Consider the following 24,385-nt stretch of genomic DNA (forward strand, 5'->3'; position numbering starts at 1 on the left):
TTGAGTGCGCACAGCACTTGCCGCCATAAGCTTCCAGCAGTGCCGCTCTGAAGGCTGCTTGGCCTCTCCGTCTGGCAACCTGTACCAAGGCCGCCTCTCGCAAATCCTGATCATTCTTAGCGCCGAATTTCTCGGTGATTGTACCATTGGTCGCACGCAACCGGGTAGCATCGGGTTTTTCTTTATCATGTACTCCGCCGGTGTCGGAAAAGCCCTCGATAGTGAAGAACCCATCCTCCCATTTGGTTACCAGCGCGAGACCAAGGACTTCGTAGGCGACGCCCGGCTTAGGTTTGCGTTTCACGAGGGTTCCAACCGGGACCTGGTCTTCCATGCACTTCATCAGACCACGGTTGGTGGCCTCGCGGTCACGTTGATCCAGGTTTTGGTTTTCCTGGAAGTAGTGCAGGGCCCAGTCGCCATCTGGGCGGTATTCGACGTCCTTGTCCGGATAGGGCCCGTTCTGGATAGTGCGAAGGCTCAAGGAATAATCGGAGTACTCGGGTTTGTAGAATTCCTTTCGCTTGATTGACCAACCTGCTGTGGTCTGCGGAGAACTCCTGAATATCATTCCATCTAACGATCTCTCCCTTGTGCTCATTGAACCATTCCAAAGCAACTCTGTGCTTTCCCTTCGTCGTCGACAATGCGCCTTCAAGCCGAGTTACCATTGTTCACTCCTTCAGAGCATTGAGAGCATTGAGAGCATCACGGCTCAATCCTTGCTGCTGATTACAAATGCTTTGAGCGCATATGGCAATTCCGAGTCGCACCACCTGGGATCGTCTCGCTTAAGGTCTGCTTTGAAGAAGCTGCAACGCAGCGCTTGGACATCAGCCCAATGGCGGGTTTGGGCCGAGCGCTACTAATCCAAGACTTGCTCCAAAAACGAAGTCGGGGAGGAAAGGAGTGTGAAACCTATTTCGCCGAGTCCGCTTTCAAGAGGCGCCAATCTGATCAGGCGGAACTGCAACTAGTGTCGCTCCAAGCGGCTCCAGCGCGTCGCGCACCAGTTCGAAGGGTTCGCTTGTCAGGCCCCAATGGCACCATGATTCTGGTGCCTTCGAGGAAAGCACCTACCCTCGACAGTTCCGGTCGAATTGATGCGGCTGGTAGAGCAATTCGCTGATCCGGATCGAAAACCAAAATTGGCGTGCGGACTTGGGCTTGAAGAGCGGACCAGTCTAAAGCGTTCAATAGATCGCGATAGACCGAGTCGATGTCCGCACCGTTGTCTACTGCGATCATTGCAAGATAACCATTCTGCAACTCAACCGTGACGGTCGCAGCAACTGTGCCAACCCGACCGTCTTCGCTCGTCGCAGTAACTGCAACCGCCGCGTTCCCTGGCATCACAAACTGACAGCTAAGTAGTAAGCCATCAGCAGTTGGACTACAGCCCGCCACAGAACTCTGTCCAAGGGGCAGCCCCCGACAGTCCATGCAAATTCTAGTGGTTGCCCGGATGGGTCAAGCGAACCTTCCGCCGAAAACTCCACTACGCGCCCAGCAGATACGTCCGCATTTGTCGGTGAAATGACAATCTGCAAAGCGGGGGATCTCTGCCACAATACGGCCTGCCAAAAATCCCACAGCACCGACCACCAATGGTGCCACGATTGCGACGATTAGCTTCCCGGAAATGCTATCTGTTGAAAACACCATCGAACTAATCCTTGCATTGGCATACCGAAATTTCCTCAGAAGTGACCCTTCGAAAAGTACTTTTGCCGCATGAAATCTTACTTCAAACACTCACCTAGCTTGCGCCATCTCGCTCTGGTTTCCAACGAAACCCAACTCGAATTATGCCATGATCATTCGTACCGCTTGTCTTGTGGTCATCATAGTTCAAATGATCGTTCTGAACTAACATCTCATCGAAGGCCCAAAGGCGTTTTTTTGAGTTATCGTAAAATTCCTGGCTAAACATTATGTGATCAAGGCTTTCTCGTTGGCCTTTGAATACATGGGTGTAGTACACATCTCGTGTTGACCGATACTCTTGCATAGTTTGGGCAGTATATAGCGCGTTGTCGCCGCCACCTGATGACAGCGGTGACAAATAGGTTGGTTGCTCGGACAGAACGTTAAGCGTATTGCTGTCCTTTCCGTCGTTCATGTCGCCAAGAAGCACGACGGGCGTATCAGTTTTCTTTGTCAGTTTTGTAATGAGCACGCGAAGCGCTGCAGCCTCGGCGGTCCTGCAGATCGTGGAAACGGCATAGCCCAAGGCATTTGCATGAGGGCCGTGCACATCCTTGTCATACCAGCTTCGCTCCCGCCAGATTTGCGTTGGCCTACGCGATTTGAAATGACAGACGAAAACATGGATCACCGGCGTTCGGCTGTCCGGCTGCACTTTCAGATGCATAACAGGGCGAGAGAAGCCCGAAAGAGCTACCGATATGTCTGGCTGTTGCGGATCATCGCCAGTCGATTGCAGAACGAACTCCTTGGGAAATCCTTAATCCATTCGGGTTCACCCACGATCATGTCAGACCTAACAGCTGCAGCGCAGATGATTTTGTTGTCAGCATGATCCTCGGGAACCAGAAGCTTGTGAGTGTCTGCAAGCGCGGACGCTGCAAGAGATTCTGTGAGTGCGTCTTTCGCCCAAAGCTCTTGAACACCGATCACATCCGCGCCTAGCCGCGTCAACGCACGGGCGGTAAAATCGACCTTCTTTGCAAAAACATCTTGATCCCAACCATCGGTGTCGCCATAGATCGGTTTCCCGGGAAGATGCAGGTTCAGCAAATTGAAACTTGCAAATGAAATATCTCGAGCGCCCATCTCTTTTCCTTAAATCAAACTACAGATTATGTTGCAAAGCGTAGCATCGATCCTGTCAATCTTCAAAAGTATCTTTAGCACGCACGGAATGAAGCTGAGAATTGCTGATCTTTCGGCAAGGTCCGCTTTCGGGATTCTGCGCTGCGGCAGTTTTGAGCGCGATCATTCGGAACGAATTGCAGCCCAGGACCGAAAACGAACGCGTATGAGTGGCATGACATCACAAAGAAGACTAGCTGGCCTGCGCGTGCTCGACAAAAAGATCCCGCGGCATGGTTTGTGCTTGCTGCAAAGAGTGCATAAACAAGCGGAACTAATCTAATGCCCCTCTAGTCAAGATTTAGAGGTGCAACAAAGGGACAAAAAAATGGCCAAGACAGCAAACCTAGAAAAGCTTTCGCTCGACGAACTGAAGCAGCTTGAGAAAGAGACGAAGAAAGCCCTCGCAAGTTTCGAAGCGCGCAAACGGGCTGAGGCGCTCGCCGCCGTTGAAGCTATCGCGGCTGAGCATGGCTACAAACTCGCCGATCTCGTTGGTGGTAAGTCTGCAAAAGCCGCTGCACCCGCCAAATACAAGCATCCTGAAAACCCTTCCATGACTTGGTCGGGACGCGGACGTCAGCCCAATTGGATCAAAGAGGGTCTGGCAGCGGGTAAAACGCTCGACGACTTCGCTATTTAGATCGTCACTCGATCCCCCTAACTAGAAACATTCCACTGATCCTGCGCCCAGGCCTCTACCGCGCGTAGGAACTCGGTTCGGATCGCGGAATCTTTTATGGAGGTATGGCTGTGACCAAGCGGAACACCTCCGCTTCGGTCATGCCGCAAACACTCCTGATCATGCGGCCTCTCTTTCTTTGGGTTTAATGGGGTATTCGAGGTCTAGCCGTTTAAACCCGCGTTGCAGGGTCAGGCGGGACACGCCAAGTTGCCACGCCACGTAGCGGCAGGGCAGATCTGCGTCTTGCATCCATGCATGGGCCTCTCGGATCGTTGCGTCCGACAGGCGGGCCGGACGGCCTAACCGCACGCCCCGTCGCCTGGCAGCGCGCAAGACCTTCGCGGGTGCGCCGTTGGATGATCTTTCTCTCGAGTCGAGCAAAAAGCGCGATACTCCCGTAGAGAAATTCACCGAGATCGCTTGCGACATCCATCGGTAGGTTCAGCACATCGAAGCCAATGCCGCGACTTCGGAGGTCCTCGACGACTGTTAGTGCGTCAATTGCGCTGCGGAAGGCGCGGTCGACATCCAGCACCACAAACGTATCGCCGGAACACAACTCAGCCATGAGCGCATCAAAGACCGGGCGATAGGCCGCCACCGCAGAGACATACTCGATCCGCAAGGCATCGCAGCAATCCTCCAATTGTTGTGTTTGGCGATCAACGAGCCTGCGCAGATGTCGAAACACGGACATAGCCGATGCGGCGGGGCTGAGGCATGGCGGTTGATCGAAATCCATCCTTTCGGATCAACTTGCAATTGACGCCATTGGCCGAGCATCTTTTCCTGCGCCGCCCCGCGTTCACTGGGGTCCTGTTTACCTCTTTGGTGGAATCCCGTAAAGCTCGTGCCTGTTCAAAAATCATGGAATATGAACAGCATAGCGGCATGGGTGCTTGCAAGTAGCACGATCATATTGGGGCTGACTTATCCCCAGGAAGGGTCGGCCCAAGGCTTCACAGGCGCAGAATTCGCGGCATGGTCTGAGGAGAGTCAGAACGGGTACATGCATACATCCGTCACCATGGCCGGGATTGTCTTCACGCAAACACACCCGGACCATTCCAGTTGCATTGATGCGCAATACTTCTCAGATGGTGCTTGGGAGACTTTACGGGATGAGACCCGAAATACCATCCTCGACCATCAGGACGCACATCCCGGTGGAGTTATTCTGGCGGTCATTCTGCGGGATTGTGGCAGCTTAGACTAAAGCGTCCCCAAGTCGGGTATCAAAATCTGCGCTGTTGCGGCAGGTTCGGGTTCCGGTTGTTCGGTTTGAATCAACTGCCGTACGGAGTTTGGCATCTGATCGCTAATATCGCCGATGATTGCGTCCAGGCTCCTCCAGGGAGAGCGGATTATCTTCATCGCTTAACCTGTTTCGCGCGTCGCCGAGAACATCGGCCTGATAGCGTTCGACCTCGGTGCGATCATTCGCCAAACCTTCCAAACGATCCCGTTGCCCGATGTAATCCTCAAAACTCGGCTCATCCCCTCGCCATAGGATCGTAGCCACCAAGGTGTCATCGACGAAAGTGCCGTCTTCGCGGCGTACAGCGCCGGATTGATCCCGGTAGACCCGCGTTCCGTCTGGAAGACGGGCGGCTTGGTCCTGCATGTCGCTCAGTTCAGCCTGAGCTTGGACGATTAAGACGTCTAGATTGGATAGCGCAGCCTCGGTCGCGTGTTCCGCGCGGATCAAAGCATCCTGAGGCTGCCTCATATCTCGCGCGATAGATCGGGTCCTGAAGCACGGCGTCCAATGCGCGGCGCAACGCCTCTTGGTCACGTTTCCGACGCTTACCTTCGGCGCTGCGTTCATCGTCTTGAGTCAAGATGCGCGAAACACGACCAACTTCGCGTCCCGCAATCTCGTTCTGCAAGTCGTCGAAATCCCGTCGCTGGCGGTCGTCTAAATCATCTGGTCCACGCACATTCACCTCCGCCTTTATTGTACCAGATCGCGACGATCCGGTGCAAATTTGGAGCATGTCAGATCCATGCAACAGCGGGATGCAACGGGGCGCAGCCCCTTGCCAAGCCGGGCGCGTATTACGCCGCCCACAGCTTGCCCTACTGGCTTTGGGGACGTCTCCTCTTCGTGCATACATCCGTATGAGGAGCTTTTGAGGGCAAGCTGGGACGCATCTTTGCGTCGGCTTGATCTGGGGACCTTGGTCCACAGGCTCGCCTTGCTGACTTTGGGCCGTATTGCTCGGGTACATCTATCCGTATGCCGAACTTTGAAGGGCAAGGTGCAACGCATCTTTGCTTCGGCTTGATCTGGCGGCCTTGGTCCGCAACTAGCGTGCTTACTTTTTCATGTGGAAATGCCAGTGATAAGGCGCAAGCTGGCTTGGCTTCAGGCGCTTTGGCACACAGCTCGCGTATAACCATCTTAGCCCAATTCTTTGCAACTCTTGGGCTCCCGAACTGGCTGTTCAGGGCATAGCTTGGATGGTATAGACCTCAGGCAACAGACACGCGCGCCGAGTGAGCTGGCGCGGCCATGGTCGTGCAGCACTAAATGGTTATCTGATCCAACGCCACTAAATGTCCGTTGGCCAGGCCAACGCACAAACAATTGCTGCGAAGGTCGACTGCTGTTACCCGAGAATCGAATGTCACACTGAGGCCATCTGCTTACCAGTTTTTCATGTCCCAAAGACGCGCCGTTCGATCGTCTGAACCCGTCGCTATGCGCATATTTTTGTGATCAAATGCCACACAAGAAGCCCGAGTCAAATGACCTCGCAAAGGCTTTACGACTTGATCTCCAGTCTCATTGTCTAAAATTTGAACCAAACCGCCGTCATGCAATGCCTTGACGACCCAACTACAAGTCTGATGATATTCGTCGCTGGACGAGTTTTTTGCCTCTAGCGGAAAATACACGCCGATGTTCTCTCTATAGCTGTTGTTCAACAGTAATAGCAATTCCTCGTTTGCAGATTTTAGAAATATGCCTTCGTCGTCTCCGGACATCCAACCGAGCCAGCTTTCGTCCCATTCGCCCAAGAATCCACGGTATTCATCGTTGAACAGTCAAGTCGATAGGTTCTCCTGACAATGCATCCCAACTTTGCAAGGCACCGCCATTGTAAGCGACTGCAATGCGCGAACAGTCGGGATTAAAGGCGACGGCTAGTATTTCGCGACCAGACCCGTATGGTTCGGACCCCATTGGTTCTCCAGTCTGCGCCGTCCAACACGCGACATAGTCATCACCTATTCGCCTTCCATTTCGATGGAATAGCAAGTCTGCAGAACCTTTCGGAGTTCTTGTTGCTGGTACATTTGAACTTAGGTCCCATATGCGAGCCGTGCCATCATCGAGAGCCAGTTAGAAGAAGTGTTCCATCTTTATTGAATGTGGCTTTCCGAATACCACCTTCGTGTCCCTCTAGTGGCAAATCTAGCGTTGATCCTCTGCGGGCGTCCCAAAGCCGGGCGGTCTGATCGTCGGACACGGTCACAATCCGCTTACCCTGACGATCAAATGCTGCATTCCAAACGACACTTTCGTGCCCGATCAACGGCGCGACGGTTGGCTGTAGAGTTTCGAGATTCCAAACACTGGCGATGCCTGATTTATATAGGACTAATAGTTGCGTCCCGTCGGGACTTAAAACTACATTCATCGAGCTATCCCAACGATCTCCGCCAATTAGTTTGCTGGTGTTGAAAGGGGCGTCGATTGTTTGGCCGCTATATGCGTCCAAAATGATGAGATTTCTGTTGAAAGTCTTTAATAAAAATTCGCGAACCATCGCGACTAAACCCTATGACTTCGACAAAAACTTCAGAAGGAAAAGAAAAATATAAAACTGGTTCCCGGGCCTCAACGTTCCAGACCCTTATCAATCCGCCGTCGCAAGCTGCAGCTATGTGAGTAGCCTCATAGTCGAACGCCACACTGCAAACACGCTCACCTTTAATTTTCGGGGTCAGACGAATAGGTTCACCCGTCTGTGCATTCCAGATCCTCCAAGCGATATCCAAAGAGCCTGCCACAGCTTTAGTCCCGTCGGGAGAAAACGCCATGCAGGTTATCGGGTTCGAATACTCGTCGAATTCTTGCTCTAAGGCACATCCAGTCTGAGCATCCCAGAAATGCAGTGTACCGTCGTCTGCAAGTGTCATGAATCTGTTCTCGAGAGAAACGGAACCTGCGACCATTCTGCCGGGCAACGTTTCACTAACTGGCTCTCCAGTTTGCGCACTCCAGATTCGTGACGTTCCGTCGTTCGAAGTAGTAAATGCTCGCATGTCATCGGAACTAAATGCCACCGAAGTGATGCCTCGCAAATGACTTGGCCGAGTTTCATAATCTAAGAGTATTCTCAATTGTCGTGATGGTCGGTCTAGATGCGGCCAACGCGGCATTAATCGCATATCAGGCTGATCTCTTGTACCTATGGTTGATAAATCGCTCACCGGGCCGATATCTGCTGTTTCCGAACCCTTGCAGCCAAGCTCGGCACTCACTGAGCTTCGCGCGTCCTGAGCTAATCTTGATAAGGATGTATCTTCGGCTAAGTGTCCTACTCGGCCAAAAACCTGAAGCGGCAATTCAGCTTTGTTTTGCCTAAGGGCGTGAGCGGAGCGATCGATGCAGCGCCTGACCAAATCTGCGTCGGCGGTGAGATTTTTTGATATGAACGACTTCTGGAGCGCCTCTACATCAAGGTTGGCGAGTTGGCCCCACAGGAAATCGAAGTCGAGCCGGAGTTCGTTTGCCTCTGCAGTCCGCCCGGCCAACTCTAGGTGATTGAGCAAGTGGTACCAGGCGTAACGGTTGCTTTTTGGCAACGCGGTCCAGTCGTTCGCGCATTCGTGCCCAAGGGCATCAAGGAGAGCGCTATGACGATCTTGCAGTTCGCTCACGTCATACCCCCCGGAGATACGCGAGCATCTCATCATGTAGCCGGAAGGTTTTTCTCTTCTGGTCGAGGTCGCGCAGCAGATTGTAGTCGCTCGCGATTTGGCGCAACGTAGAGGGCAGCGTTTGTTCGTTCAGCGGCTTGCCTTGCGACAGTTCATCCCAAAGCCCGTCAACGATCTCAAACGGAATGTCGGTATCGTCCGGAAACACCGCGAGCGCTTGGAACAACTCTCGGTCGCTGTCTTCTCGAAAGATCGCCTTTATGCCGGTCTCAATGCAAAGCTCTACGAGTTCCCTGCGCATGACGGCGTTGGGTCCATCCTCAGCGCCTTGGTGGTCCCAGCCGGTGATGTTCCCGCGCTCGAAGAAGGCTCGATACTCGCCAATGGCGTCCTCTATACCGCCTCCATGATCTTGAAGCGCCCGAAATGTGCCGTTCGCGAGTCGCAGAAGAAGGGCCCAACCGTTGAAGCGCTTAGCGAGGCTCTCGCAGGGCCGCGTCTTGCGTTGCGGTCAGTGTCCCCATACCGGACGTCAGAAGGGCGAATGCCATGTCGCCCTCGAGAGCCCCAACCGTTTGTTCGTTGGACGCACGACGCGCGATTTCTGAACTTCGTGTGGAGAACAAAACAGATGCATGCGTGGGCGCCTGATCGAGAAATGCGACCTGGCTCTTCCTCCACAGATCATCGGCGATGATCAGGAATCGCGCCTCGGGCAGTGCTTTGAAGAGCAGCGCCGTTGTGCTGACGTTGAAGTTGCGCATATCAACATCGTCGAATTGGCGTGCCAACATTTCACTGATGGCCTCGTCGGTGCTAATCTCACCACCGACGCGTCCGTCCTGCTCCGCGAACCGTAGACCGTGCTGCAGCCAGTAGATGCCGCCGGGAAAAGCCTCTCGAATGTCGGCATCCATCGCGATTTCTTCAGCAATAGCTGTCTTTCCGTAGCCGCCCGGACCAGTGACGGCGGCAACAAGCGCAACGCTCTTTGAGTCGGGATTGCGAAGAATCGCTTTGACCTCTTCGAACTCCCGTCGGTTCGGCTGGTAGCTCTCTTCCTGCTCGAATTTGAAGAACCGCGCTGGGAGCCGCTTTGTGTCCTGCGGCTCCAGCGATTTTCGAAACACGTCGTCCGGATGAGGGGCTTCTTCGCCCTCGTTTTCCGAACGATACGTCCTAGGGCCATCAGGAGACTCGGCGAAGATTTCGCTTTCTATCTCTTCGGCGTATTCGAGTGCCGTATCCCACTTCGCTCTCTTGAGCGCATGATCTGGCGATGACATGAAGCGCAAACTGTAGAGTGTTTGCCACGCCTGTTCGATGCCAGCGTCGCCATTGGATGGCATTCTAGAAAATGTATCCCGACCGTCAGCCGGGAATTGGTGCCCCGTCAACTCGGCAACTTTGCGTGCGAGGCGGTTTTGAGCGTCCTCGTTGTTTTGGCCAGTGTCCTTCCGATACTCGGCAAAAACCCTTTTCACAACTTTGGGGATGTCGTCGTATCTGGGGATATCGTCGTAACGTCGTACGTGCTTTCCAAGTTTCGCCTTGTAACGCGCGCAAAGCTTCTGCTTGTTGTGCCGAAGGCGCTCAGCGTCAAAGTCGTCAGACATTGGTTACTGCGCTTTACTAACCTGAGGAGGACCTGGTCCTTGGTTCGGGTCAATCTCCTCGCCCCCTCTCGTAGTAGCTATTCTCGACAACATGGCCATTCTGCGGATCGCGTTCGATGTAAGCTGGGCCGTCAACGCCGATGCCTCCTGCCATGCTCCCAGTATTCTTCTCGCTTCACAACACCTGTTCTCAAATCGGTGGCGATGACAGCCGGTTTACCACTGAGGCGACTGGTATCAGTTCCTACAGTCCATTCCTGCAAGATCGCGACATCAGTTTCTTCATCGACAACAACCACGCTCGGTAGGTCGCTCCCGCGATAAATGGTTCCTTGCTTGTAGTAGGTTTCGCTTCGGCACCGTCGCCCGTTCCACTCGTAGTATTTGGTATCTGCCGGCCCGTTGGGACGGTGCGCTTTCCCCGTTTTTGGGTCGAACCAGGGCTCGCGTTCGATTTCGTCTGTCAGCGGGTCGCGATGGAGTTCGACCGAGTATGTCTCGGTTCGTCGTTCTTTCATTAGGTCAGCATAGCATACCTAAATAAAGCAGAGTCAATTTCTCCGACATATTTCCCATTTAAATCAAAGCCTAACGCGCCCTTTGGGAACCGATTGGGAAATCCCAACCGCTTTCCAATGCAGTCCCAACGCCCCTCTGCATCGTTATTTGCAGGGATCGGGAGACCGGTCCCAAGCCCCATCTCGAGGGGGCACGTGGCGATCCGGCCGGTCATCCAGATGCAAGGGCAAGTGTTTGGATACCCCCACCTCTGACCCCTCGGACCATGCTAAAGCGCTTCGGCGCAGAAAGGACCCGAGATGAATGGACTCATCTTTGGAAAATGCCCGAACTGTCACGATTCAGATGGGCAGTTTGCAAGCTCAGATGGCACTGGTGCGGAATGCGAAGTTGTCACGCCAGGGCCGAACGAAATCCTCGCCAAACCCGCGGAGGAGCTACTGACCGTCGCAGCGTTCGTTTCGCTTGGCCTTTGGCTGCACGGGTTGAAGATCGACGTGCCGATTGGGCTGCGGAACGACAAACGCCCATTCTCGTTGCCGATGGTACGCTGGATGGTGGCCTATGCGCTCTACGGCGGCTTGGAAAAGGGTATTCAATACCGCTGGCCCTCTGGCTGCCCGCTGGTGATTGAGCCGGAAACGATCGACGAGGTCTTCGACGGGAGAAAGACACAGCATCTTCCCGTGACCGATGACTGGAACGATGATCCCGTGGGCTACGATACTGGAGTTCGCTTTTGGGTTCGGCGGGCGGTCGCTGGCGAAATCACCGACCTGCCCGGTGAAGAATGGCTGGGTCGTCTGACTCTGCTCCAGGCTCTGCCGTGAAACCTTGGCGTCCGAGCAGTTCAAAGACGGCTGATCTCGCGCCCCCTGCCAGCAAGCCCTGCCGCCCCTGATTTACATCCGGGGCGGCAGTCTTCTTTTTGGAGCGTCTTCATGTTCAACTTTTCCGGCATCCTTGTCCTTTTGACGGCAGCCATCGCCTCGGCGTCGGGCACCATCGCGCTCAAACACGCAGGGCTCTCGTCCAACCCTGCCCTGGCCATCCTGGGCGCATCGCTTTGGGGCGCCTCGGCGGCAGGCTTTGTCTGGCTCAGCCGCACAACGGATCTCAGTTCCCTGTCCATCTTCACGAGCGCCTGTGGCATCGTCCTGGTCCAAGTCGCTTCGCTCGTGATCTTCGGAGAGGGTGTAACTCAGCCTAAACTTGTCGCGCTGGCGCTGCTTATCCTCGCGATGGTTCTGCTCCACGAGACACCAAACAGTTCCTGACCCTGCCACCGACTTTGGCGCCTGCCAGCCAGGGCATCCCCCAAATCCGTACTCCAAAGGAATCGCCCGAATTGCCAACACGCAGTTCGGGCTTCCGCTTCTTTGGAGAGCGTTCCCATGAACCATCAGAACATGCCGCCGCCATGGACCAGTCTTTGGCTGAGACCAAAAGATTGAGTGGTATGACTCTATCGCCTGGCCCTGTTTGGCGGCTCTTGCCATCATCTCTGCCAGTACAGCGGTACTCGGCTATTCCAGTCAGTTCGATAACCCCGACTTGGGTGTTTATCTCAGGTGCATCCTCATTGGTCTGGGTCTTTATTGCGTGATCCACGCCTTCTGGGCAGCCTTATGGCTCGTTCCAGTTTTGGAGACCCGGACACCAAGCCTGATCTTCTTTGCGGTTGCAGTCACTGGTTTCCTGGCCTTTGCGATCCCATCGACACTTGGCAGCCTGAGCGCCAATAGCGGCGGCATCAGTCTGAATGTCACGCAGCAGGGTGATATTGATGCGCTCGATAATACCCGCCAGGATTTTGCGGCGTATGTCGGGCAGATGACGCTCATGCAAGCTGCGCTGGCGGATCGCGCGGAGCAAGCTCGCATCCTGCAAGCCGATGAAATCACCGGTCGGGGGCCAACAGGTGTCCAAGGCGTAGGCTCTGTCTCTAATTCCTATGGCGCTTCAGCAGTCACATTTGATAGCGCAGCAGAGTTGATCGACGAGGCGCTTAGCCGGGCGCAATCGCATGTCGATGCCTTGGACGCGATCCTGTCCGAGATGCGCGTCTTTCAATCATCAGGGACCGTCACGGGGTCTCAGGCCGCTGCGCAACTTGATGTCCTGACCGCCCAAGCCATTGCGGAGATGCGTGCACTCCTTGCATTGGATCCGGCGCGGACAATTCGGGCTGCGGCTTCCAATATCGCTCAAGGGGTCCCACCGCGTAGCCAGGCCAATTCGCAATCTCAGGCGCGTATCGCAGAGATCAGTGCGGGTATGCGGGCTTACGCGGCGCAAATGCTGGCAGAAGCAGACCGCATTGAAGCCTTGACGCCCGATCTGCCGCAGCAATCGACCTTGAGGTCCTGCCGAGCGCCTCATTGAAACCATGTGGCGCACACCTGGGCTTTCGGCCTTGGCACTGGTCTTCGACCTGTGTGGGTTTGTGGTCTGTTTTTTCCGATTGGCGCTCTATCAAGCCTTAAAATCCAAGCTACGCGAGGAAAACGAACGGCCTGTCCCAAGCTTTGTCATGATGGAGGACTTCGAGAAGGTTGAGGTCTTCGTGAACCGGTCTGAAGAGACCAAGAAGAAGATCGAGGCCGCAAAAGGCAAGCGTCGTGGGCGCCCGCGTTTGACGGGACCAGCCAAGACGAGCCCGACCAAGCGCAAACCCCGCACCACGACCAAGCCCGCTTCCAGAAAGAAGCCCGGAGGCAAAGACAATGCGTAAGGTGTTGTCATGGCTGCACAGCTGGCCAGTCGCCGCGGCGGGTTTTTGAGCCTCGCCATGCTCCTCGGCTCAACGGTGGATGAGATTGATGCGCCGGATTGGCTTGTTGCTGCGTGGACCCAATTGTGGTCCACGTCTGAGCCAGACGATCTGGGCGAGCCGGAGCCGCCGGAAGAACCAGAAGAGCCCGGGCGCGACATTGCCATCCCATTTACGCCATCGCCGGGACGGGATGACCGGACGCCGGTCGCGTTCCTCGACCATGTGTTCGCGTTGGATAACCCGGCTCTGCCGGACCAGCTCACGGGCATTGGCCCGGTCTTCTGGGACCATGAAGGCACTGCGACTGGTGCGCTGATCTCCGCAACCCTGGTGCTGACCACGGCGCATCTCTTTGCCGAGGCCGGTCAATGGGAGGGTCCGTTTGGGCGCACGCCACGACCGCCCGCGCCGTCCGACGGACGTATTTATCTGGAGGCTTGCGGACGCGCCTATGACTTCGCGTCGATTGACATAGGCAGCATGGCGCCGCGCCAGCACTTGGGTCTCGATTATGCGATCGTGACGCTCGCCGAACCGGCCTGCGATGCCGCCCATGTTTTGCCTGTGGCCGTGACGCCGGACGATTTGGTGGGTGCGCAAGTCAAATCCTCCTTTCCATGGGCGCCTATCGCTTCAGGGAGGTCGATTGGTACGCCTCGCATCCGATCTTTACGACACGGGACGTATCGGATCGATATGCCCGTTACGCGCTCTTCGGCGTCCGATGCCGCGGCGACTGGCAATCGCGACACGGGCGATACGGCCGAAGGCTCGACGGCTGTCATCGCCACGACAGGTTGTGACGGGATCCCCGGCGGATCTGGCGGGCCGCTTCTGGTCTCCCGCGATGGTGGCCAGAGCTACGCCATCATCGGCGTCACCAACAGCTACCGACCCAATGACCCGGAATACAACAACTACACACGAATCGAGGGCGCCTTTGCCGCCCATCTGCGCGGCTATGTCGAAATGGTCGACCTTCCGCCTGCCAGCGCAGTCACATTGAGTCCGTCATCCTCCCGACCAGCCGAGCCCGGTGGGCCCTGGCTTCCCATGCTCTCTTATCTGGAGGATTTGTATTGAACTGGCTCTTTACCGCAATTGGGGGGAAGGACTCTCCGCAACCTCACCCTCTCATCGCATCCAGCGGCAAATGGATGTCCGCATTCGTGGGCTTTTACGCCGCCGTCTTCTGGACACCTGACGTTTGGGCCGCGTTGGAGCCGTCGATCATCGACGCGATCCTCGCGCGCTATCAGGATGGATGGGCGACATTGATTTACTGGCTCCTTCGCATCGCGGCCTATCCGTTGATGTTCTTCACCACCATGCTGGTTCTGGGCGTGGCCTTTGTGTCCGTAGTGCTGTTTGCGATGCTCAAGCTCTTCGGCGGACGCCGATGAGCCGGGATGATAATGCGTCGAACCGGTTCGGTTCGACGCGCAACGCCAAGTACGATGAACTGCGCCGCGCGGGCGTATTTGAGAAGCACCCCCATTCGATCTTACTAGGATACTTCAATGGCAAGCCGGTCTACACGCATGGCCCGGCGGAACGGTTGTGACCGCGGGTGCCCGTAGCGGCAAGCTCCGTGACCTACTTATCTTTAGTCTGCTGTCGGGCACGTGCCTGACGTCTTCGGTGATTTTGGACCCCAAAGGGGAAGCTGCCTACATCGCGCAAGACCAGACGGCCGATGGCAAGTTCATAGCGACCTGGAACCCCACGGGCTGGCACGGGCTGCCCCAGGACCGTATCAACTTCTTGGGTCATATCAAACATGGCAGCGCCACGCTGGTGTCAGACACCAAGGTGCTGTGGCAGAACCTGATCCCCATCGGTGGGCCAAGGACCGAAAAGTACTTCCCGAGCGTGGTCAGGAGTTCGGCGAGGCGCTGTCGTTGGCCATCGTTGAGTTGGAGAGCGAGCTCAGCTTCCCGTCGCTCTATCGGGTGATCAACATGATCCCGACCGAGAGTGAGGAATGGCTCGACTTCGCTTTCCGCATGTCCCGCTCCGAGTTCCCGGTGGTCCGCCGCGTTGAGGCCGAGATAGCAGCGTCGCGCAAAGACACAGGCAATGGTTTCCGGGGCATCATCGGGGAGACTCATGCGCGCTGTGGCCTGCCTCTCCGACCCGTTGCTCATGGCCTCCGTCTCGCCCCCCTACACGATGAAGATGGAGGATTTGGTTGCCAGGTGATCAGATCTGGCAGCTTTATCTATGTCCGCCAGGCTGAGTTCATCGGGCCGTGGGGGACAGTGATCAAGGCAGCCATTACCTCCGCCATGCTCGTGAAATCCCGCGCGCCCGCCGCCAACCGCATCACCTTCTTCATCGACGAATGCGGCCAACTTGGCGGCGAGGCTGGCCGGCTTTCCGATGATTCCGCGCCTCTTTACATACGGTGCGGGGATAGGCTGTGTCCCTGTCATCTTCCTGCAGTCGAATGCGCAGATGAACGGGTTAGCCCCCGGCGCCAAGGATCTGATCCTCTCGAGTGCCGGGGCCTCGGTGATGTTTGCTCTGCGGGGGGACTGGGAGAGGCGCCGGGATTGCTCACGCCGCATGGGCGCCCAGACGCTTGCGTACGACGACACCATTGCGCAGGAGCGTGCCGTTCATGCCCGCAATCAAGCCATCCAGTCGCTGATCAATGGCGGCGATCCGTTGCAGGCAGGCTTTGCGCTCTCCCATCACGGGTTCGCGGAGTCGCACCAGGCCAAGATCCGCCGGGAACTCCGGACGCCGGACGAGATCATGAACATGCCCGCAAACCGGGCCTATCTCTTCCATGAACATGTCGAATATCCGATCGAGGACCGAACGGCGACCGTACTACGAGCAGCGCAACTTGGCGGGTAAGTTCCACCCCCATCCGGCTATGCCGCCTTTGGACCGGGTCACCGTGGCGACCAGATGGGGCAAACGCACCCGCCGCGTCGTCACCGAGCCAGTGCCAGCACGCTTCGCCCATTATCCGCAATATCGGAATGGCCTCTGGTCAAGAGTGGAGCAGTAAGCTGTGTCGAAGCGCGAACCCATCTCTTACGCCGACAGCGTGCCGGATCTTCCGGGCGACAGCTTCTCGCGCCGACTGCGGGAATTGCGGGTCGCTCGGCTTTTTGCGGCGGCCAATGACGATTTGCCGTCGACAGCACGGGTACGGAACCAAGCGCAAGACCGCGGTTCTGCCAGTGTCCATCCGCGCACGATGGTCGAGGAAGATCGTCCCCATCCGGTCCTGCGCCCGTCGCCCGATCTTGCTGCTGAGGTCGATGCCGAGACTTTCAATACCCGCTGGGAGGCAGAGCGCCTTCGAGCGGCCACAACGAGCAATCCCACCCATCCCAACCTGAAAGGAGACTTCATGTCTGACGAAACCCATAATCCTCCAGCCAACACCCTGCGCGAAGGCAGCCTAAAAGCGGCCATATGGCGCAATGACTCGGAGAACGGCGCCTATCACTCCGTCACCCTGGCCCGGACCTATAAGGACCAGGAGGGCAATCTGCACGACACCTCGAGCTTCCGCGCCAAGGATATGCTGGGGCTCTCCGGGCTCACCCGGCGCGCCCACCATGAGGCGATGGAGCGAGACCGTGCCGCCTTCAAGGAGCACCGGATGTCGCAGTCGCAGGAGGGTCCGAAGCAGACCAAGGGTCATACCAAGTAAGGCACACCGCCAACGCCCAGTGCGCAACCATTGACGGCACCTGCGCCCAAAATGTCCCGCAACGGCGAAAGCTTGGCAGGACGTTTTGGGCGTCCCCTCATTCGTTCCCTTCCAAAGCCGCCAATCACCCGAGCCTTCCGGCTCATCTCGATGCGATAGGAATAAAGTCCTTGATCTTATATAAGAATTAGGGCAGTATGTTCGATCTTTGTTCCGCATCAAGGAGAGGAGGCGCGGGAAGCTAACCACAAACACAGGAGGCCCGCATGCCCGACACAGACACCACCACCGACCCGCAACCAAAGCCGTTCCCGCCAATCACCTTGATCGAAGAGGACTGGCTTGCTGACTTCGACGATTTTGAAGGAACCAACGCCGAAAAGCTCGAAATGATCCGCGCGCTTTGGTCCATGATGCTGACCTGCGTTCACATCATCATGAGGTTGCCGCCCCCCAAAACCAGTGGACAACCCATCCGGACTCACCAACCTGCTGCGCCGGGCTGTGCTAAACTTGGATGGTGGAAAAGTGCCCGTCGGTGATACCGAGCCAGGGCAAACCAACACCACCGGGGAGGATGTATGATCAAGCCAAAGGCCATAACGTATGCGAGAGTAAGCACGCGCAACCAAATGCAGGACGGCCACGGCCTTCAAAGCCAAGAAAAACGCCGTGTCGAGACCACGCGGAAGCCTCGGGCCTCGAGGTCATAGCGTCCTTCACTGATACGATCAGTGGCGGCGTCCACTTCGCGGAGCGGCCGGGGATGATGGCGCTCTTGGCATTCCTCGATAGCCAACCGAATGAGCAGTTCTTTGTGATCTTCGACGATCCAAAGCGCTTTGCACGCTCCACCCGGTTCCACTTGGAATTGCGGGAAGCGTTGCGGCAGCGAAAACGCCATCATCGAGTGTCTGAACTTCAAGTTTGAGGATGACAGCCCGGAAGGCGAGTTCATAGAGACCGTCATCGCAGCCCAAGGGGAACTGGAGCGCAAGCAGAATGGACGGCAAGTATCCCAGAAGATGCAGGCGCGCATGGAAAGCGGATTCTGGATTCACAATGCCCCAGTCGGCTATCGCTATGAGAAGCAACGTGGCCGTGGGCGTGTTCTGGTGCCCAACTCGCCCTTCGATGCGATCATCAAGGAGGCCTTCGAAGGCTTTGCCGCAGGCCGCTTCCAGACCCAGGCGGAGGTGGCAAGGTTCCTAGAGAGCTTCCTGACTTTCCTTATCTAAAGGATGGCGAGCTAAAGCAGCAGCGTGTGACCGACATACTGACACATTCAATCTATACCGGTCATATCTGCTCTGAGAGATACGGGCTGCATTGGCTGAAGGCGCAGCACGAGCCGCTCGTCTCCCTGGCGACCTACGACAAGGTCCAGGAGCGCCGTCAGCAGGTCGCCAAGGCGCCCAAGCGGAAAAACATCGGTGATCACTTTGCCCTGCGCGGGATCGCTGTCTGCGCGTGTTGTGACGTGCCGCTGCGATCATCTATGCCCCGCGGCAAAATGGGAAAGCGTTACCCGTACTATCTGTGCCAAACCAAGGGCTGTGAGGCCTATGGCAAGTCGATCCGCCGCGATCAGCTAGAGGGTGATGTGGGGGAGATGATCACGACCCTACAACCCACGGAGGGCCTCGTTAAGGCCGCGACGGCCATGTTCCGGCATATCTGGGAGGCCCGGAGCGCCCAGGCCAAAGAGGTGATCGCCTCCAGAAAGCGGCAAATGAATTCGCTCGACAAGGAAATTGACAAACTGCTGGAGGCTCATCATGGCGTCGAACAACACCACAGCGATCCGAAAATACGAGGAAAAGATCGGAGAGCATGAGCGAAGCAAGGCCGTTTTGGCCGAAAAACTCGCCGCTCAAGCGGTTCCACCAGGAAATTGGGAAGAAAAACTAGAACCCGCCCTCACATTCCTCGCAAACCCATGGAAAATATGGGCTTCTGGCAACATCTCACTCCGTCGGGCTGTCCTAAAACTCACCTTCCCGGACCGCATCCGATACTGCCGAAATAAGGGGGCTAGAACCCCGGAAATAGCCTTGCCCTTCAAGGCTTTAGCTACTGTTGAGACACTTCAAGTGAGAAGTGGTGCGGTCGAGAAGACCCGAACCAGCCGCACCTTGCGTCTCATAGCTGCTCATTTTATTGATTTAGATGCAACTAGTTATTCAGCACTTCGCTCATAGCTGAACATAGCTGGTCCACCCTTTACATCCCGAAAGGTGGGCCAAAGGGTGGACTGGAATAGGTGGACCGGAAGGTGGACTGCGGTGATATACAACACGTTGAACCCCATGAAAGCCAAAAGTCTGACCGCAGGCAAATACGCTGACGGTCAGGGCCTGTGGTTGATAAAACGCAGTCAGCAGGCGGGCAAATGGGTGCTACGATTGTCTATCTCTGGGAAGCGGCGTGAGATGGGTTTAGGGTCGTGGCCCGAGGTATCTATCGCAGATGCACGCACCAAGGCATTGCAGGCTCGTGCTCAGGTACGGGAAGGCACTGACCCAATCGCGGATCGTCAGAAGGCGCGACTACTCGTTCAGCCAACCAATTTTGCTGAGATCCTAGATAGCTCGCTTCAAGGCACGTCAGGCCGAACTCAAGGGCGACGGAAAGGCCGGACGGTGGCTATCACCGCTTCAAACCCACATTGTACCAAAGCTAGGGCAGCTTCCAGTCGCCACAATTGATCAGCACATCCTAAAACGGACGCTAGACCCAATTTGGCACTACCAAAGCTGAGACTGCTGAGAAAGCTCTCGGGCGAATTGGTATCGTGCTCAAGCACGCAGCCGCGCTGGGTCTAGAGGTTGACCTGCAAGCGACGATGAAGGCACGCGCACTGTTGGGAAAGCAACGGCGCACCCGCACCAACATCCCCTCCCTACCTTACCAGGAAGCCCCTGCATTCTACCGATGGCTATGCACCAAGAACCTCCAGTCATGCTACGCATTGCGATTTCTGCTCTTGACCGCTTGCCGAACTGGCGAAGCACGATTTGCTACCACAGACGACCTACAAGACAACTTGCTGGTTATCCCGCCCGAACGCACAAAAACCGGCAAGGAACACAAGATTCCTTTAGCCGATGAGGCACTGCGTGTGATCGACACGGCACATGCGGTCGAGGGGTCACCGCTGCTATTCCCATCTACTAACGGAAAACCACTTTCGGACGCTACAATGAGCCGATTTATGGAACGCGAAGGATACCAAGCCCGACCGCATGGTCTACGCGCAACCTTTCGGTCGTGGGCTGAGGAAAATACGGATGCCACGTTTGAAGTGAAGGAAGCGTGCCTTGGGCACAAGGTGGATCGAGGGGTGGTAGGCGCATATCAACGAGGAGAGCGCATACAAGCGCGCAAAGCCCTGCTTTCCTCTTGGACCGAATTTCTTACTAGCCAGCCCCCTAGTTCTGGCTCCGGGCCGCAACGATCGTGAGTTCGAGTCACGCCACCCCGACCAATGACCTAAAAGACTCGTACGTAGAGCCTGAGATTTATTGTCTCGGATTGGTCCCTGAATTTCTGGCCTAAGCACGAAGTCCAGTCTGCCTGCTACGATTGCAAATCCGTGTACACCGGTTCGATTCCGGTACTCGCCTCCATTTGTTTTCAGGCACTTAGCGCACGTCTCGCGGCATAGGAGAGCCACTTAGGCTCAGGTCAGGCTCAGAAATGATTGTTCAGACAGGTAGTGGCAGCGCGCTACGTCATTACAACAGCCATCTGTGCCTTCGGGAGGCAGGGGTCGTGAGTCCGGACCTCGCCATTCCGACCAATAAATGCAGATGGTTAGAAACTAACGCTTTCAATACTATCCTCACTTGATCCTCAAAGCAGTACTCACAGAATGTTTTGCTCTGAAGTCACAACTTGGAGGCGAACAATAAACCTCAAAATCAATCACCTGGTTCCATCGTGCTGATGCACCTTGCGATTAACCCGCTTGTACTTGGCCCAGACCTTTCCGAAAAGACTACTTCGCCCCCGAGCGATGTCACATAGTCTACCTCCTACAACGGGCCTTCCTTTATAGTCAGACCCCTTCAATATGATGTGGGGCCTGATCAAACGGATTATCTGTTCCAGACAACCGGTCTTGTAGACCAAGACATGGTCAACGCACTCGAAACAAGAAATGAGTGCAGCACGATCCTGGTGTGATTGTATCGGCCTCCCAGTTCCCTTTTGTTTTCTAACATCAGCGTCACTAGGAATTGTAACCACTACGAAATCTGAAATTGATCGAGCGTGCCGAAAAAGATCCACATGTCCGGCATGCAAGAGATCGAACACACCATTGGTCAACAGAGTCCTGTGTTCTGCTCGATACTCATCAATTTCTGACACTAGCTCTTGTAGAGAACTTACGATCTTTGGGCCGGATAGGCTCATGGATTCCAATAGTGTCTCAGCGAGCATTGACCAATCTAAGTCACTCATCGTGCCTCTTGCAGCGCATTTACAATCGCTTTTCCGACATCTCTGGGGGACTCTGCTTCGAAGATTGATCGGCCAATACAAGCTCCCGAATACCCCTCAATCAGCGCGGCACGCACCCGCCTGTCGATATGCTCATCGGCCTTCCCGCCTGACATTAAAATGAGTGGATGGTCCTCAGGAACTGCACGAAGAGCCTTAGGCACAAACGGGATCTTCAACATATCGACCCCAACTTCCTTAGCAAACTTTACACAATCGCAGAAATCTCGGTTTTCGGTCTGTTCGCCGGAGATCATCAGAAGCGTTGGCAACCCAAAGGAGCGGGCTTCGAAGGTCATTTGGGAAATTTCAGTTACCTCCGCTTCATCGTAGTTCAAAAGAAAGCTCGACTGCAGACTTACTGCCGTTGCTCCCAACCTAAGTGCTTGCTCTACAGTCGCCGTAACGTGCTTTCTCGACTCAGTCGATCGTGGCCCCCCATGAGTGGAGCACAACATGAACACCGTCGAAGTAAGCAAGTTCCGCTGCTCGTCCAGCATTCAAAGCCAACGCAGGTATTCCCGACTCTTTTGCCATGCTTACCAACTTCTCCGTGCTCGGCAGGCCTATGTCGCCCATCGTCAACTCATGGTCAGCCGCTAGGATTGCAAGACGGCCAGAATTCAGCGTTAAATGTGAAAGATTTTTGCTAACGCTAAAACCATGCATGCGAGATCACCTTGATCTAAAGACCTTGAAGCAAGTTGAAGCTAGAATTCGCGTTGGAACAAGCATCGTTGACGCGCCTTTGCTGACACATGACATGCTTTCCGCCATCAACAGCATCGAAATATTTGGACTGGAGCTACATTCGTTGTCTGTGGACGGTTCAATCTTTCCAAACCTTCAATCACTGAGTATCAGCGACTCCTTTTTGCCATGCGTTGCGTTTTCTTCAAAGTTTTCATCGCTCAGAACTCTTAGCATGACTGACTGCCACCAAGCCAACCTGAGCTTTGAAGACGCCGAATTCTTGAGGCTGACTGACCTAAACATTGGAAGGAATGATTTCCAGAGCATTCCTGTAGATTTACGCGCACTTCACGAGCTAAAAGATTTCAATATCCGAAATTGTGCGATTGAAATCGCCCTAATTGATACAAGTGGATCAAATCTAGAATTATTAGACATTAGTGAGAACGCCTTGACTGAATATGATGATATTGGCAGACTCACAATCAAACCTGCAGCAACTATACCTAAGCGGCAACGCACTTAGAAATTTCCCAAGTTGCGTCTCCAAGTACCCTAACTTGAGAGGTTTGGCACTTAGTGCAAACAGAATAACTTCCCTGCCAAAAGAATTTCTAGATATGCCGTCTCTGGACTCACTTTGGCTTAGGGCAGATCCATGGCAGTTACCGCCGCCAGAGATAATAGAAGGCGGCCAAAAGTCCATCAAGCGATATATGTCTCGAGCATATTCTTTAGATGAGAGAGCTAACGTCAAATCCCAAATATTCACTATCATTGGCGCAAAAGGCGCTGGTAAGACCAGCATTTGCCGGAGAGTATTTCTAGATCAATTTTCCGATGAAAGATCGAACACCGACGTCGGCGAATATTATGTGCGAAATGAAGATGCAGCGCAAGTTTTTATTGACTTTGGAGGTGAAACTACCGCGCAGACTATAAGAGATGTGTTTTTGCCGTATTCTACAAGAACATTTGTCGTTGACTCCATGGATACTCGCAGCACGTCCTTCGAGAGGGATCGTAATGTTCCTAATTGCTTGTTTCTTCTTAACAAGTCTGATCAAAACGAGGGTCAGCATAGGGCTTCTCGAGATGGAATCAGAATTTCATGTAAATTACCAGACGGCATTGAACCATTAAACGAAGCTATTTCGACTATGCCAGTTCGAGAAATACCCATAGCTTGGTTGATGGGTGAAATCGGCGAAGAAAATCGCTCAGGCTCTGAGGACACGCAAGTCGATATTACGCCGTTTTTCTTCGAATTTGAAGGCGGAAGGATTGTCGGTCTCAAGCTAGTGTTTCAAATTTCGAAAGAATTGGCTCGAAGAAGTAAACGAGGGGAAGTTTCGTGTGTCGAAGTTTACGACGTGTTTGAGAAAGCCAATCTGAGTGTGGAGATCGTTCCGGATTTCATTCGTCGGTTGAATATTGGATTCTTTAAGCCGTCGGGCGATATCGTCCTTCCAAGTTCGAGTGCTCTTTTACGCACCCGTTTGCCGAGAAAGAACTGTAAAGCGTCAATAAAACTCGACTATGTGCCCACAACATTAGTTTCGTGGATTTTGCGTTTGCCATCCGTAAATCGGAATGCGGATGTCTCTCCCTTCCAAAATTTTACATACTCCTGGTTAGTCGGACGTAGGAAAGTTTCTGCGACGGTAGAAATTGGTTACCTAAACCCACAGCTCAGATTCTATCCGAAAGGCAGAGTATCAAATGAGCATTTCTTCACTTTAGTTGATAATTTTCGGCAAGCAATTGAAGAATTTTCACTGCTCTTTGGGTTTTGGGGCTTGGCCCCAAGAGTCTTGTATCATAGCGAGAAGACCATATCTCGTAGCGGTAGTCGAACCAAGGAGGTGATCCAAGTGACCACTAACATTAACAATTTGAACAACTTTGCGAACATGGCCGTTGGCGATGGCGCTGTTGTTCTAGGCGGAGATCAAGCAGAAGCATTGCAGAAGTTGGTCGTCGCCCTGCAGGAACAGGGTCATCCAGTGCTTGCCAGTGAGATTTCAAAGGCAGTTGAGGAAGGCAACCCGTCAACACTTAGGTCAAAGGTTACAGAGGCTTTCCACGTTGCAGGGTCAGCTTCAAGCATTGCTTCGCTTGCAGGCGTATTGAGCGGGATGTTGGGCTAACTCTGGCGAGTTACTGGGAAGGGGGCTTGGGGCGAG

The 24,385-nt window shown here is 54.7% G+C and carries 33 protein-coding genes and 2 pseudogenes; 22 read left to right on the forward strand and 13 right to left on the reverse strand.

The window, feature by feature from the left end; genetic code table 11:
- The first annotated feature begins 4 nt into the window (after nt 1-4).
- Complete coding sequence (locus ACZ1HK_RS06620) at nt 5-532, forward strand: hypothetical protein (protein ID WP_472628028.1); 528 nt, start codon at nt 5-7, stop codon at nt 530-532.
- 1,227 nt (nt 533-1,759) lie between these two features.
- Here the strand turns inward: ACZ1HK_RS06620 and ACZ1HK_RS06625 are convergent.
- Together ACZ1HK_RS06625 and ACZ1HK_RS06630 are read right to left on the reverse strand one after the other, a co-directional pair.
- Nucleotides 1,760-2,362: an endonuclease/exonuclease/phosphatase family protein gene (locus ACZ1HK_RS06625; RefSeq protein WP_472628029.1), complete on the reverse strand. Its 603-nt coding sequence runs from the start codon at nt 2,360-2,362 to the stop codon at nt 1,760-1,762.
- A 38-nt stretch (nt 2,363-2,400) separates the two neighbouring features.
- Nucleotides 2,401-2,796 carry a hypothetical protein gene (locus tag ACZ1HK_RS06630; RefSeq protein WP_472628030.1) on the reverse strand — a complete coding sequence of 132 codons (396 nt, stop codon included), beginning with the start codon at nt 2,794-2,796 and terminating at the stop codon, nt 2,401-2,403.
- Between the two features lie 367 nt (nt 2,797-3,163).
- On the opposite strand from ACZ1HK_RS06630, the gene ACZ1HK_RS06635 reads away from it, so the two are divergent.
- Entirely contained in the window at nt 3,164-3,478 is a 315-nt protein-coding gene (locus ACZ1HK_RS06635) for an H-NS histone family protein (RefSeq protein WP_472628031.1), read from the forward strand.
- Nucleotides 3,479-3,689: 211 nt separating this feature from the next.
- On the opposite strand, the gene ACZ1HK_RS06640 is transcribed toward ACZ1HK_RS06635, so the two are convergent.
- On the reverse strand, nt 3,690-4,262 hold the full coding sequence (locus ACZ1HK_RS06640; protein ID WP_472628032.1) for a recombinase family protein: 573 nt from the start codon (nt 4,260-4,262) through the stop codon (nt 3,690-3,692).
- 132 nt (nt 4,263-4,394) lie between these two features.
- On the opposite strand from ACZ1HK_RS06640, the gene ACZ1HK_RS06645 reads away from it, so the two are divergent.
- Nucleotides 4,395-4,736, forward strand: a complete 342-nt coding sequence (locus tag ACZ1HK_RS06645) for a hypothetical protein (RefSeq protein ID WP_472628033.1) — start codon at nt 4,395-4,397, stop codon at nt 4,734-4,736.
- Between the two features lie 102 nt (nt 4,737-4,838).
- On the opposite strand, the gene ACZ1HK_RS06650 is transcribed toward ACZ1HK_RS06645, so the two are convergent.
- The 7 genes from ACZ1HK_RS06650 to ACZ1HK_RS06680 all read right to left on the reverse strand — a co-directional run bounded on the left by ACZ1HK_RS06650 (nt 4,839) and on the right by ACZ1HK_RS06680 (nt 10,547).
- Nucleotides 4,839-5,249 carry a hypothetical protein gene (locus ACZ1HK_RS06650; RefSeq protein ID WP_472628034.1) on the reverse strand — a complete coding sequence of 137 codons (411 nt, stop codon included), beginning with the start codon at nt 5,247-5,249 and terminating at the stop codon, nt 4,839-4,841.
- Between the two features lie 920 nt (nt 5,250-6,169).
- Entirely contained in the window at nt 6,170-6,544 is a 375-nt protein-coding gene (locus tag ACZ1HK_RS06655) for a hypothetical protein (RefSeq protein ID WP_472628036.1), read from the reverse strand.
- 311 nt (nt 6,545-6,855) lie between these two features.
- Nucleotides 6,856-7,296, reverse strand: coding sequence for a WD40 repeat domain-containing protein (locus tag ACZ1HK_RS06660; protein ID WP_472628037.1), 441 nt, complete (start codon nt 7,294-7,296; stop codon nt 6,856-6,858).
- Nucleotides 7,235-8,413, reverse strand: coding sequence for a WD40 repeat domain-containing protein (locus ACZ1HK_RS06665; protein ID WP_472628038.1), 1,179 nt, complete (start codon nt 8,411-8,413; stop codon nt 7,235-7,237). Before ACZ1HK_RS06665 ends, ACZ1HK_RS06660 begins: the two co-directional genes overlap by 62 nt.
- Before the next feature lies 1 nt (nt 8,414).
- Nucleotides 8,415-8,639, reverse strand: coding sequence for a hypothetical protein (locus ACZ1HK_RS06670; RefSeq protein ID WP_472628039.1), 225 nt, complete (start codon nt 8,637-8,639; stop codon nt 8,415-8,417).
- Between the two features lie 247 nt (nt 8,640-8,886).
- Nucleotides 8,887-10,029 (reverse strand): NB-ARC domain-containing protein, encoded by a 1,143-nt coding sequence (locus ACZ1HK_RS06675; RefSeq protein ID WP_472628040.1) that lies wholly within the window; start codon nt 10,027-10,029, stop codon nt 8,887-8,889.
- 131 nt (nt 10,030-10,160) lie between these two features.
- Entirely contained in the window at nt 10,161-10,547 is a 387-nt protein-coding gene (locus ACZ1HK_RS06680; protein WP_472628041.1) for a hypothetical protein, read from the reverse strand.
- A gap of 300 nt (nt 10,548-10,847) precedes the next feature.
- Between ACZ1HK_RS06680 and ACZ1HK_RS06685 the strand changes: the two genes are divergently transcribed.
- The 8 genes and pseudogenes from ACZ1HK_RS06685 to ACZ1HK_RS06720 all read left to right on the forward strand — a co-directional run.
- Nucleotides 10,848-11,378, forward strand: coding sequence for a hypothetical protein (locus ACZ1HK_RS06685; protein WP_472628042.1), 531 nt, complete (start codon nt 10,848-10,850; stop codon nt 11,376-11,378).
- A gap of 111 nt (nt 11,379-11,489) precedes the next feature.
- Nucleotides 11,490-11,825 (forward strand): hypothetical protein, encoded by a 336-nt coding sequence (locus ACZ1HK_RS06690; RefSeq protein ID WP_472628043.1) that lies wholly within the window; start codon nt 11,490-11,492, stop codon nt 11,823-11,825.
- A gap of 205 nt (nt 11,826-12,030) precedes the next feature.
- Nucleotides 12,031-12,933, forward strand: coding sequence for a hypothetical protein (locus ACZ1HK_RS06695; protein WP_472628044.1), 903 nt, complete (start codon nt 12,031-12,033; stop codon nt 12,931-12,933).
- Between the two features lie 4 nt (nt 12,934-12,937).
- The gene (locus ACZ1HK_RS06700) at nt 12,938-13,282 is read left to right on the forward strand and encodes a hypothetical protein (RefSeq protein WP_472628045.1); all 345 of its coding nucleotides are present in this window, start codon (nt 12,938-12,940) and stop codon (nt 13,280-13,282) included.
- A 9-nt stretch (nt 13,283-13,291) separates the two neighbouring features.
- Complete coding sequence (locus tag ACZ1HK_RS06705; protein ID WP_472628046.1) at nt 13,292-14,407, forward strand: trypsin-like serine protease; 1,116 nt, start codon at nt 13,292-13,294, stop codon at nt 14,405-14,407.
- A 74-nt stretch (nt 14,408-14,481) separates the two neighbouring features.
- A complete protein-coding gene (locus ACZ1HK_RS06710; RefSeq protein ID WP_472628047.1) occupies nt 14,482-14,727 on the forward strand; it encodes a hypothetical protein in 246 nt (81 codons plus the stop codon).
- Nucleotides 14,724-14,888, forward strand: coding sequence for a hypothetical protein (locus ACZ1HK_RS06715; RefSeq protein ID WP_472628048.1), 165 nt, complete (start codon nt 14,724-14,726; stop codon nt 14,886-14,888). Before ACZ1HK_RS06710 ends, ACZ1HK_RS06715 begins: the two co-directional genes overlap by 4 nt.
- Nucleotides 14,885-15,094, forward strand: a pseudogene (locus ACZ1HK_RS06720) (hypothetical protein); the annotation flags it as partial. The gene ACZ1HK_RS06715 and the pseudogene ACZ1HK_RS06720, both read left to right, overlap by 4 nt.
- On the opposite strand, the gene ACZ1HK_RS06725 reads toward ACZ1HK_RS06720, so the two are convergent.
- The gene (locus tag ACZ1HK_RS06725; protein ID WP_472628119.1) at nt 15,094-15,435 is read right to left on the reverse strand and encodes a hypothetical protein; all 342 of its coding nucleotides are present in this window, start codon (nt 15,433-15,435) and stop codon (nt 15,094-15,096) included. The pseudogene ACZ1HK_RS06720 and the gene ACZ1HK_RS06725 sit on opposite strands and share 1 nt — an antisense overlap.
- A gap of 244 nt (nt 15,436-15,679) precedes the next feature.
- Between ACZ1HK_RS06725 and ACZ1HK_RS06730 the strand changes: the two genes are divergently transcribed.
- From ACZ1HK_RS06730 to ACZ1HK_RS06765, 8 genes are all read left to right on the forward strand, one after another.
- On the forward strand, nt 15,680-16,189 hold the full coding sequence (locus ACZ1HK_RS06730; RefSeq protein ID WP_472628049.1) for a TraM recognition domain-containing protein: 510 nt from the start codon (nt 15,680-15,682) through the stop codon (nt 16,187-16,189).
- A 160-nt stretch (nt 16,190-16,349) separates the two neighbouring features.
- Nucleotides 16,350-17,000: a hypothetical protein gene (locus ACZ1HK_RS06735; protein ID WP_472628050.1), complete on the forward strand. Its 651-nt coding sequence runs from the start codon at nt 16,350-16,352 to the stop codon at nt 16,998-17,000.
- Nucleotides 17,001-17,266: 266 nt separating this feature from the next.
- Complete coding sequence (locus ACZ1HK_RS06740) at nt 17,267-17,542, forward strand: hypothetical protein (protein WP_472628051.1); 276 nt, start codon at nt 17,267-17,269, stop codon at nt 17,540-17,542.
- 35 nt (nt 17,543-17,577) lie between these two features.
- Entirely contained in the window at nt 17,578-17,931 is a 354-nt protein-coding gene (locus ACZ1HK_RS06745) for a recombinase family protein (RefSeq protein WP_472628052.1), read from the forward strand.
- Nucleotides 17,843-18,238 carry a hypothetical protein gene (locus tag ACZ1HK_RS06750; RefSeq protein WP_472628120.1) on the forward strand — a complete coding sequence of 132 codons (396 nt, stop codon included), beginning with the start codon at nt 17,843-17,845 and terminating at the stop codon, nt 18,236-18,238. The genes ACZ1HK_RS06745 and ACZ1HK_RS06750 overlap by 89 nt, the downstream gene beginning before the upstream one ends.
- A 26-nt stretch (nt 18,239-18,264) precedes the next feature.
- On the forward strand, nt 18,265-18,837 hold the full coding sequence (locus ACZ1HK_RS06755) for a recombinase zinc ribbon domain-containing protein (protein ID WP_472628054.1): 573 nt from the start codon (nt 18,265-18,267) through the stop codon (nt 18,835-18,837).
- A gap of 472 nt (nt 18,838-19,309) precedes the next feature.
- Nucleotides 19,310-19,708 (forward strand): Arm DNA-binding domain-containing protein, encoded by a 399-nt coding sequence (locus ACZ1HK_RS06760; RefSeq protein ID WP_472628109.1) that lies wholly within the window; start codon nt 19,310-19,312, stop codon nt 19,706-19,708.
- A gap of 137 nt (nt 19,709-19,845) precedes the next feature.
- Complete coding sequence (locus tag ACZ1HK_RS06765; RefSeq protein ID WP_472628055.1) at nt 19,846-20,463, forward strand: tyrosine-type recombinase/integrase; 618 nt, start codon at nt 19,846-19,848, stop codon at nt 20,461-20,463.
- A 464-nt stretch (nt 20,464-20,927) separates the two neighbouring features.
- On the opposite strand, the gene ACZ1HK_RS06770 is transcribed toward ACZ1HK_RS06765, so the two are convergent.
- Both ACZ1HK_RS06770 and ACZ1HK_RS06775 read right to left on the reverse strand, forming a co-directional pair.
- Complete coding sequence (locus ACZ1HK_RS06770; RefSeq protein ID WP_472628056.1) at nt 20,928-21,467, reverse strand: adenylyltransferase/cytidyltransferase family protein; 540 nt, start codon at nt 21,465-21,467, stop codon at nt 20,928-20,930.
- Nucleotides 21,464-22,006 (reverse strand): hypothetical protein, encoded by a 543-nt coding sequence (locus ACZ1HK_RS06775; protein WP_472628057.1) that lies wholly within the window; start codon nt 22,004-22,006, stop codon nt 21,464-21,466. Before ACZ1HK_RS06775 ends, ACZ1HK_RS06770 begins: the two co-directional genes overlap by 4 nt.
- 167 nt (nt 22,007-22,173) lie before the next feature.
- On the opposite strand from ACZ1HK_RS06775, the gene ACZ1HK_RS06780 reads away from it, so the two are divergent.
- From ACZ1HK_RS06780 to ACZ1HK_RS06790, 3 genes and pseudogenes are all read left to right on the forward strand, one after another.
- Nucleotides 22,174-22,725 carry a hypothetical protein gene (locus ACZ1HK_RS06780; protein ID WP_472628058.1) on the forward strand — a complete coding sequence of 184 codons (552 nt, stop codon included), beginning with the start codon at nt 22,174-22,176 and terminating at the stop codon, nt 22,723-22,725.
- Nucleotides 22,664-22,789 (forward strand): annotated as a pseudogene (locus ACZ1HK_RS06785) (hypothetical protein); the annotation flags it as partial. The gene ACZ1HK_RS06780 and the pseudogene ACZ1HK_RS06785, both read left to right, overlap by 62 nt.
- Nucleotides 22,790-22,819: 30 nt before the next feature.
- Nucleotides 22,820-24,349 (forward strand): Rab family GTPase, encoded by a 1,530-nt coding sequence (locus tag ACZ1HK_RS06790; protein WP_472628121.1) that lies wholly within the window; start codon nt 22,820-22,822, stop codon nt 24,347-24,349.
- Nucleotides 24,350-24,385 lie beyond the last annotated feature (36 nt).

This window comes from Gymnodinialimonas sp. JB5-7 (assembly GCF_055693405.1).

Bases quoted from the DNA above. Each gene is read 5' to 3' on its own strand.
- ACZ1HK_RS06630 (WP_472628030.1), bottom strand. From the start codon at position 2,796: ATGGGCGCTCGAGATATTTCATTTGCAAGTTTCAATTTGCTGAACCTG.
- ACZ1HK_RS06635 (WP_472628031.1), top strand. From the start codon at position 3,164: ATGGCCAAGACAGCAAACCTAGAAAAGCTTTCGCTCGACGAACTGAAG.
- ACZ1HK_RS06640 (WP_472628032.1), bottom strand. From the start codon at position 4,262: ATGGATTTCGATCAACCGCCATGCCTCAGCCCCGCCGCATCGGCTATG.
- ACZ1HK_RS06645 (WP_472628033.1), top strand. From the start codon at position 4,395: ATGAACAGCATAGCGGCATGGGTGCTTGCAAGTAGCACGATCATATTG.
- ACZ1HK_RS06650 (WP_472628034.1), bottom strand. From the start codon at position 5,249: ATGAGGCAGCCTCAGGATGCTTTGATCCGCGCGGAACACGCGACCGAG.
- ACZ1HK_RS06660 (WP_472628037.1), bottom strand. From the start codon at position 7,296: ATGGTTCGCGAATTTTTATTAAAGACTTTCAACAGAAATCTCATCATT.
- ACZ1HK_RS06675 (WP_472628040.1), bottom strand. From the start codon at position 10,029: ATGTCTGACGACTTTGACGCTGAGCGCCTTCGGCACAACAAGCAGAAG.
- ACZ1HK_RS06680 (WP_472628041.1), bottom strand. From the start codon at position 10,547: ATGAAAGAACGACGAACCGAGACATACTCGGTCGAACTCCATCGCGAC.
- ACZ1HK_RS06685 (WP_472628042.1), top strand. From the start codon at position 10,848: ATGAATGGACTCATCTTTGGAAAATGCCCGAACTGTCACGATTCAGAT.
- ACZ1HK_RS06690 (WP_472628043.1), top strand. From the start codon at position 11,490: ATGTTCAACTTTTCCGGCATCCTTGTCCTTTTGACGGCAGCCATCGCC.
- ACZ1HK_RS06700 (WP_472628045.1), top strand. From the start codon at position 12,938: ATGTGGCGCACACCTGGGCTTTCGGCCTTGGCACTGGTCTTCGACCTG.
- ACZ1HK_RS06705 (WP_472628046.1), top strand. From the start codon at position 13,292: ATGGCTGCACAGCTGGCCAGTCGCCGCGGCGGGTTTTTGAGCCTCGCC.
- ACZ1HK_RS06710 (WP_472628047.1), top strand. From the start codon at position 14,482: ATGTCCGCATTCGTGGGCTTTTACGCCGCCGTCTTCTGGACACCTGAC.
- ACZ1HK_RS06715 (WP_472628048.1), top strand. From the start codon at position 14,724: ATGAGCCGGGATGATAATGCGTCGAACCGGTTCGGTTCGACGCGCAAC.
- ACZ1HK_RS06725 (WP_472628119.1), bottom strand. From the start codon at position 15,435: ATGAGTCTCCCCGATGATGCCCCGGAAACCATTGCCTGTGTCTTTGCG.
- ACZ1HK_RS06740 (WP_472628051.1), top strand. From the start codon at position 17,267: ATGCCCGACACAGACACCACCACCGACCCGCAACCAAAGCCGTTCCCG.
- ACZ1HK_RS06745 (WP_472628052.1), top strand. From the start codon at position 17,578: ATGTATGATCAAGCCAAAGGCCATAACGTATGCGAGAGTAAGCACGCG.
- ACZ1HK_RS06760 (WP_472628109.1), top strand. From the start codon at position 19,310: ATGAAAGCCAAAAGTCTGACCGCAGGCAAATACGCTGACGGTCAGGGC.
- ACZ1HK_RS06765 (WP_472628055.1), top strand. From the start codon at position 19,846: ATGAAGGCACGCGCACTGTTGGGAAAGCAACGGCGCACCCGCACCAAC.
- ACZ1HK_RS06770 (WP_472628056.1), bottom strand. From the start codon at position 21,467: ATGAGTGACTTAGATTGGTCAATGCTCGCTGAGACACTATTGGAATCC.
- ACZ1HK_RS06775 (WP_472628057.1), bottom strand. From the start codon at position 22,006: ATGCTGGACGAGCAGCGGAACTTGCTTACTTCGACGGTGTTCATGTTG.
- ACZ1HK_RS06780 (WP_472628058.1), top strand. From the start codon at position 22,174: ATGCGAGATCACCTTGATCTAAAGACCTTGAAGCAAGTTGAAGCTAGA.
- ACZ1HK_RS06790 (WP_472628121.1), top strand. From the start codon at position 22,820: ATGCCGTCTCTGGACTCACTTTGGCTTAGGGCAGATCCATGGCAGTTA.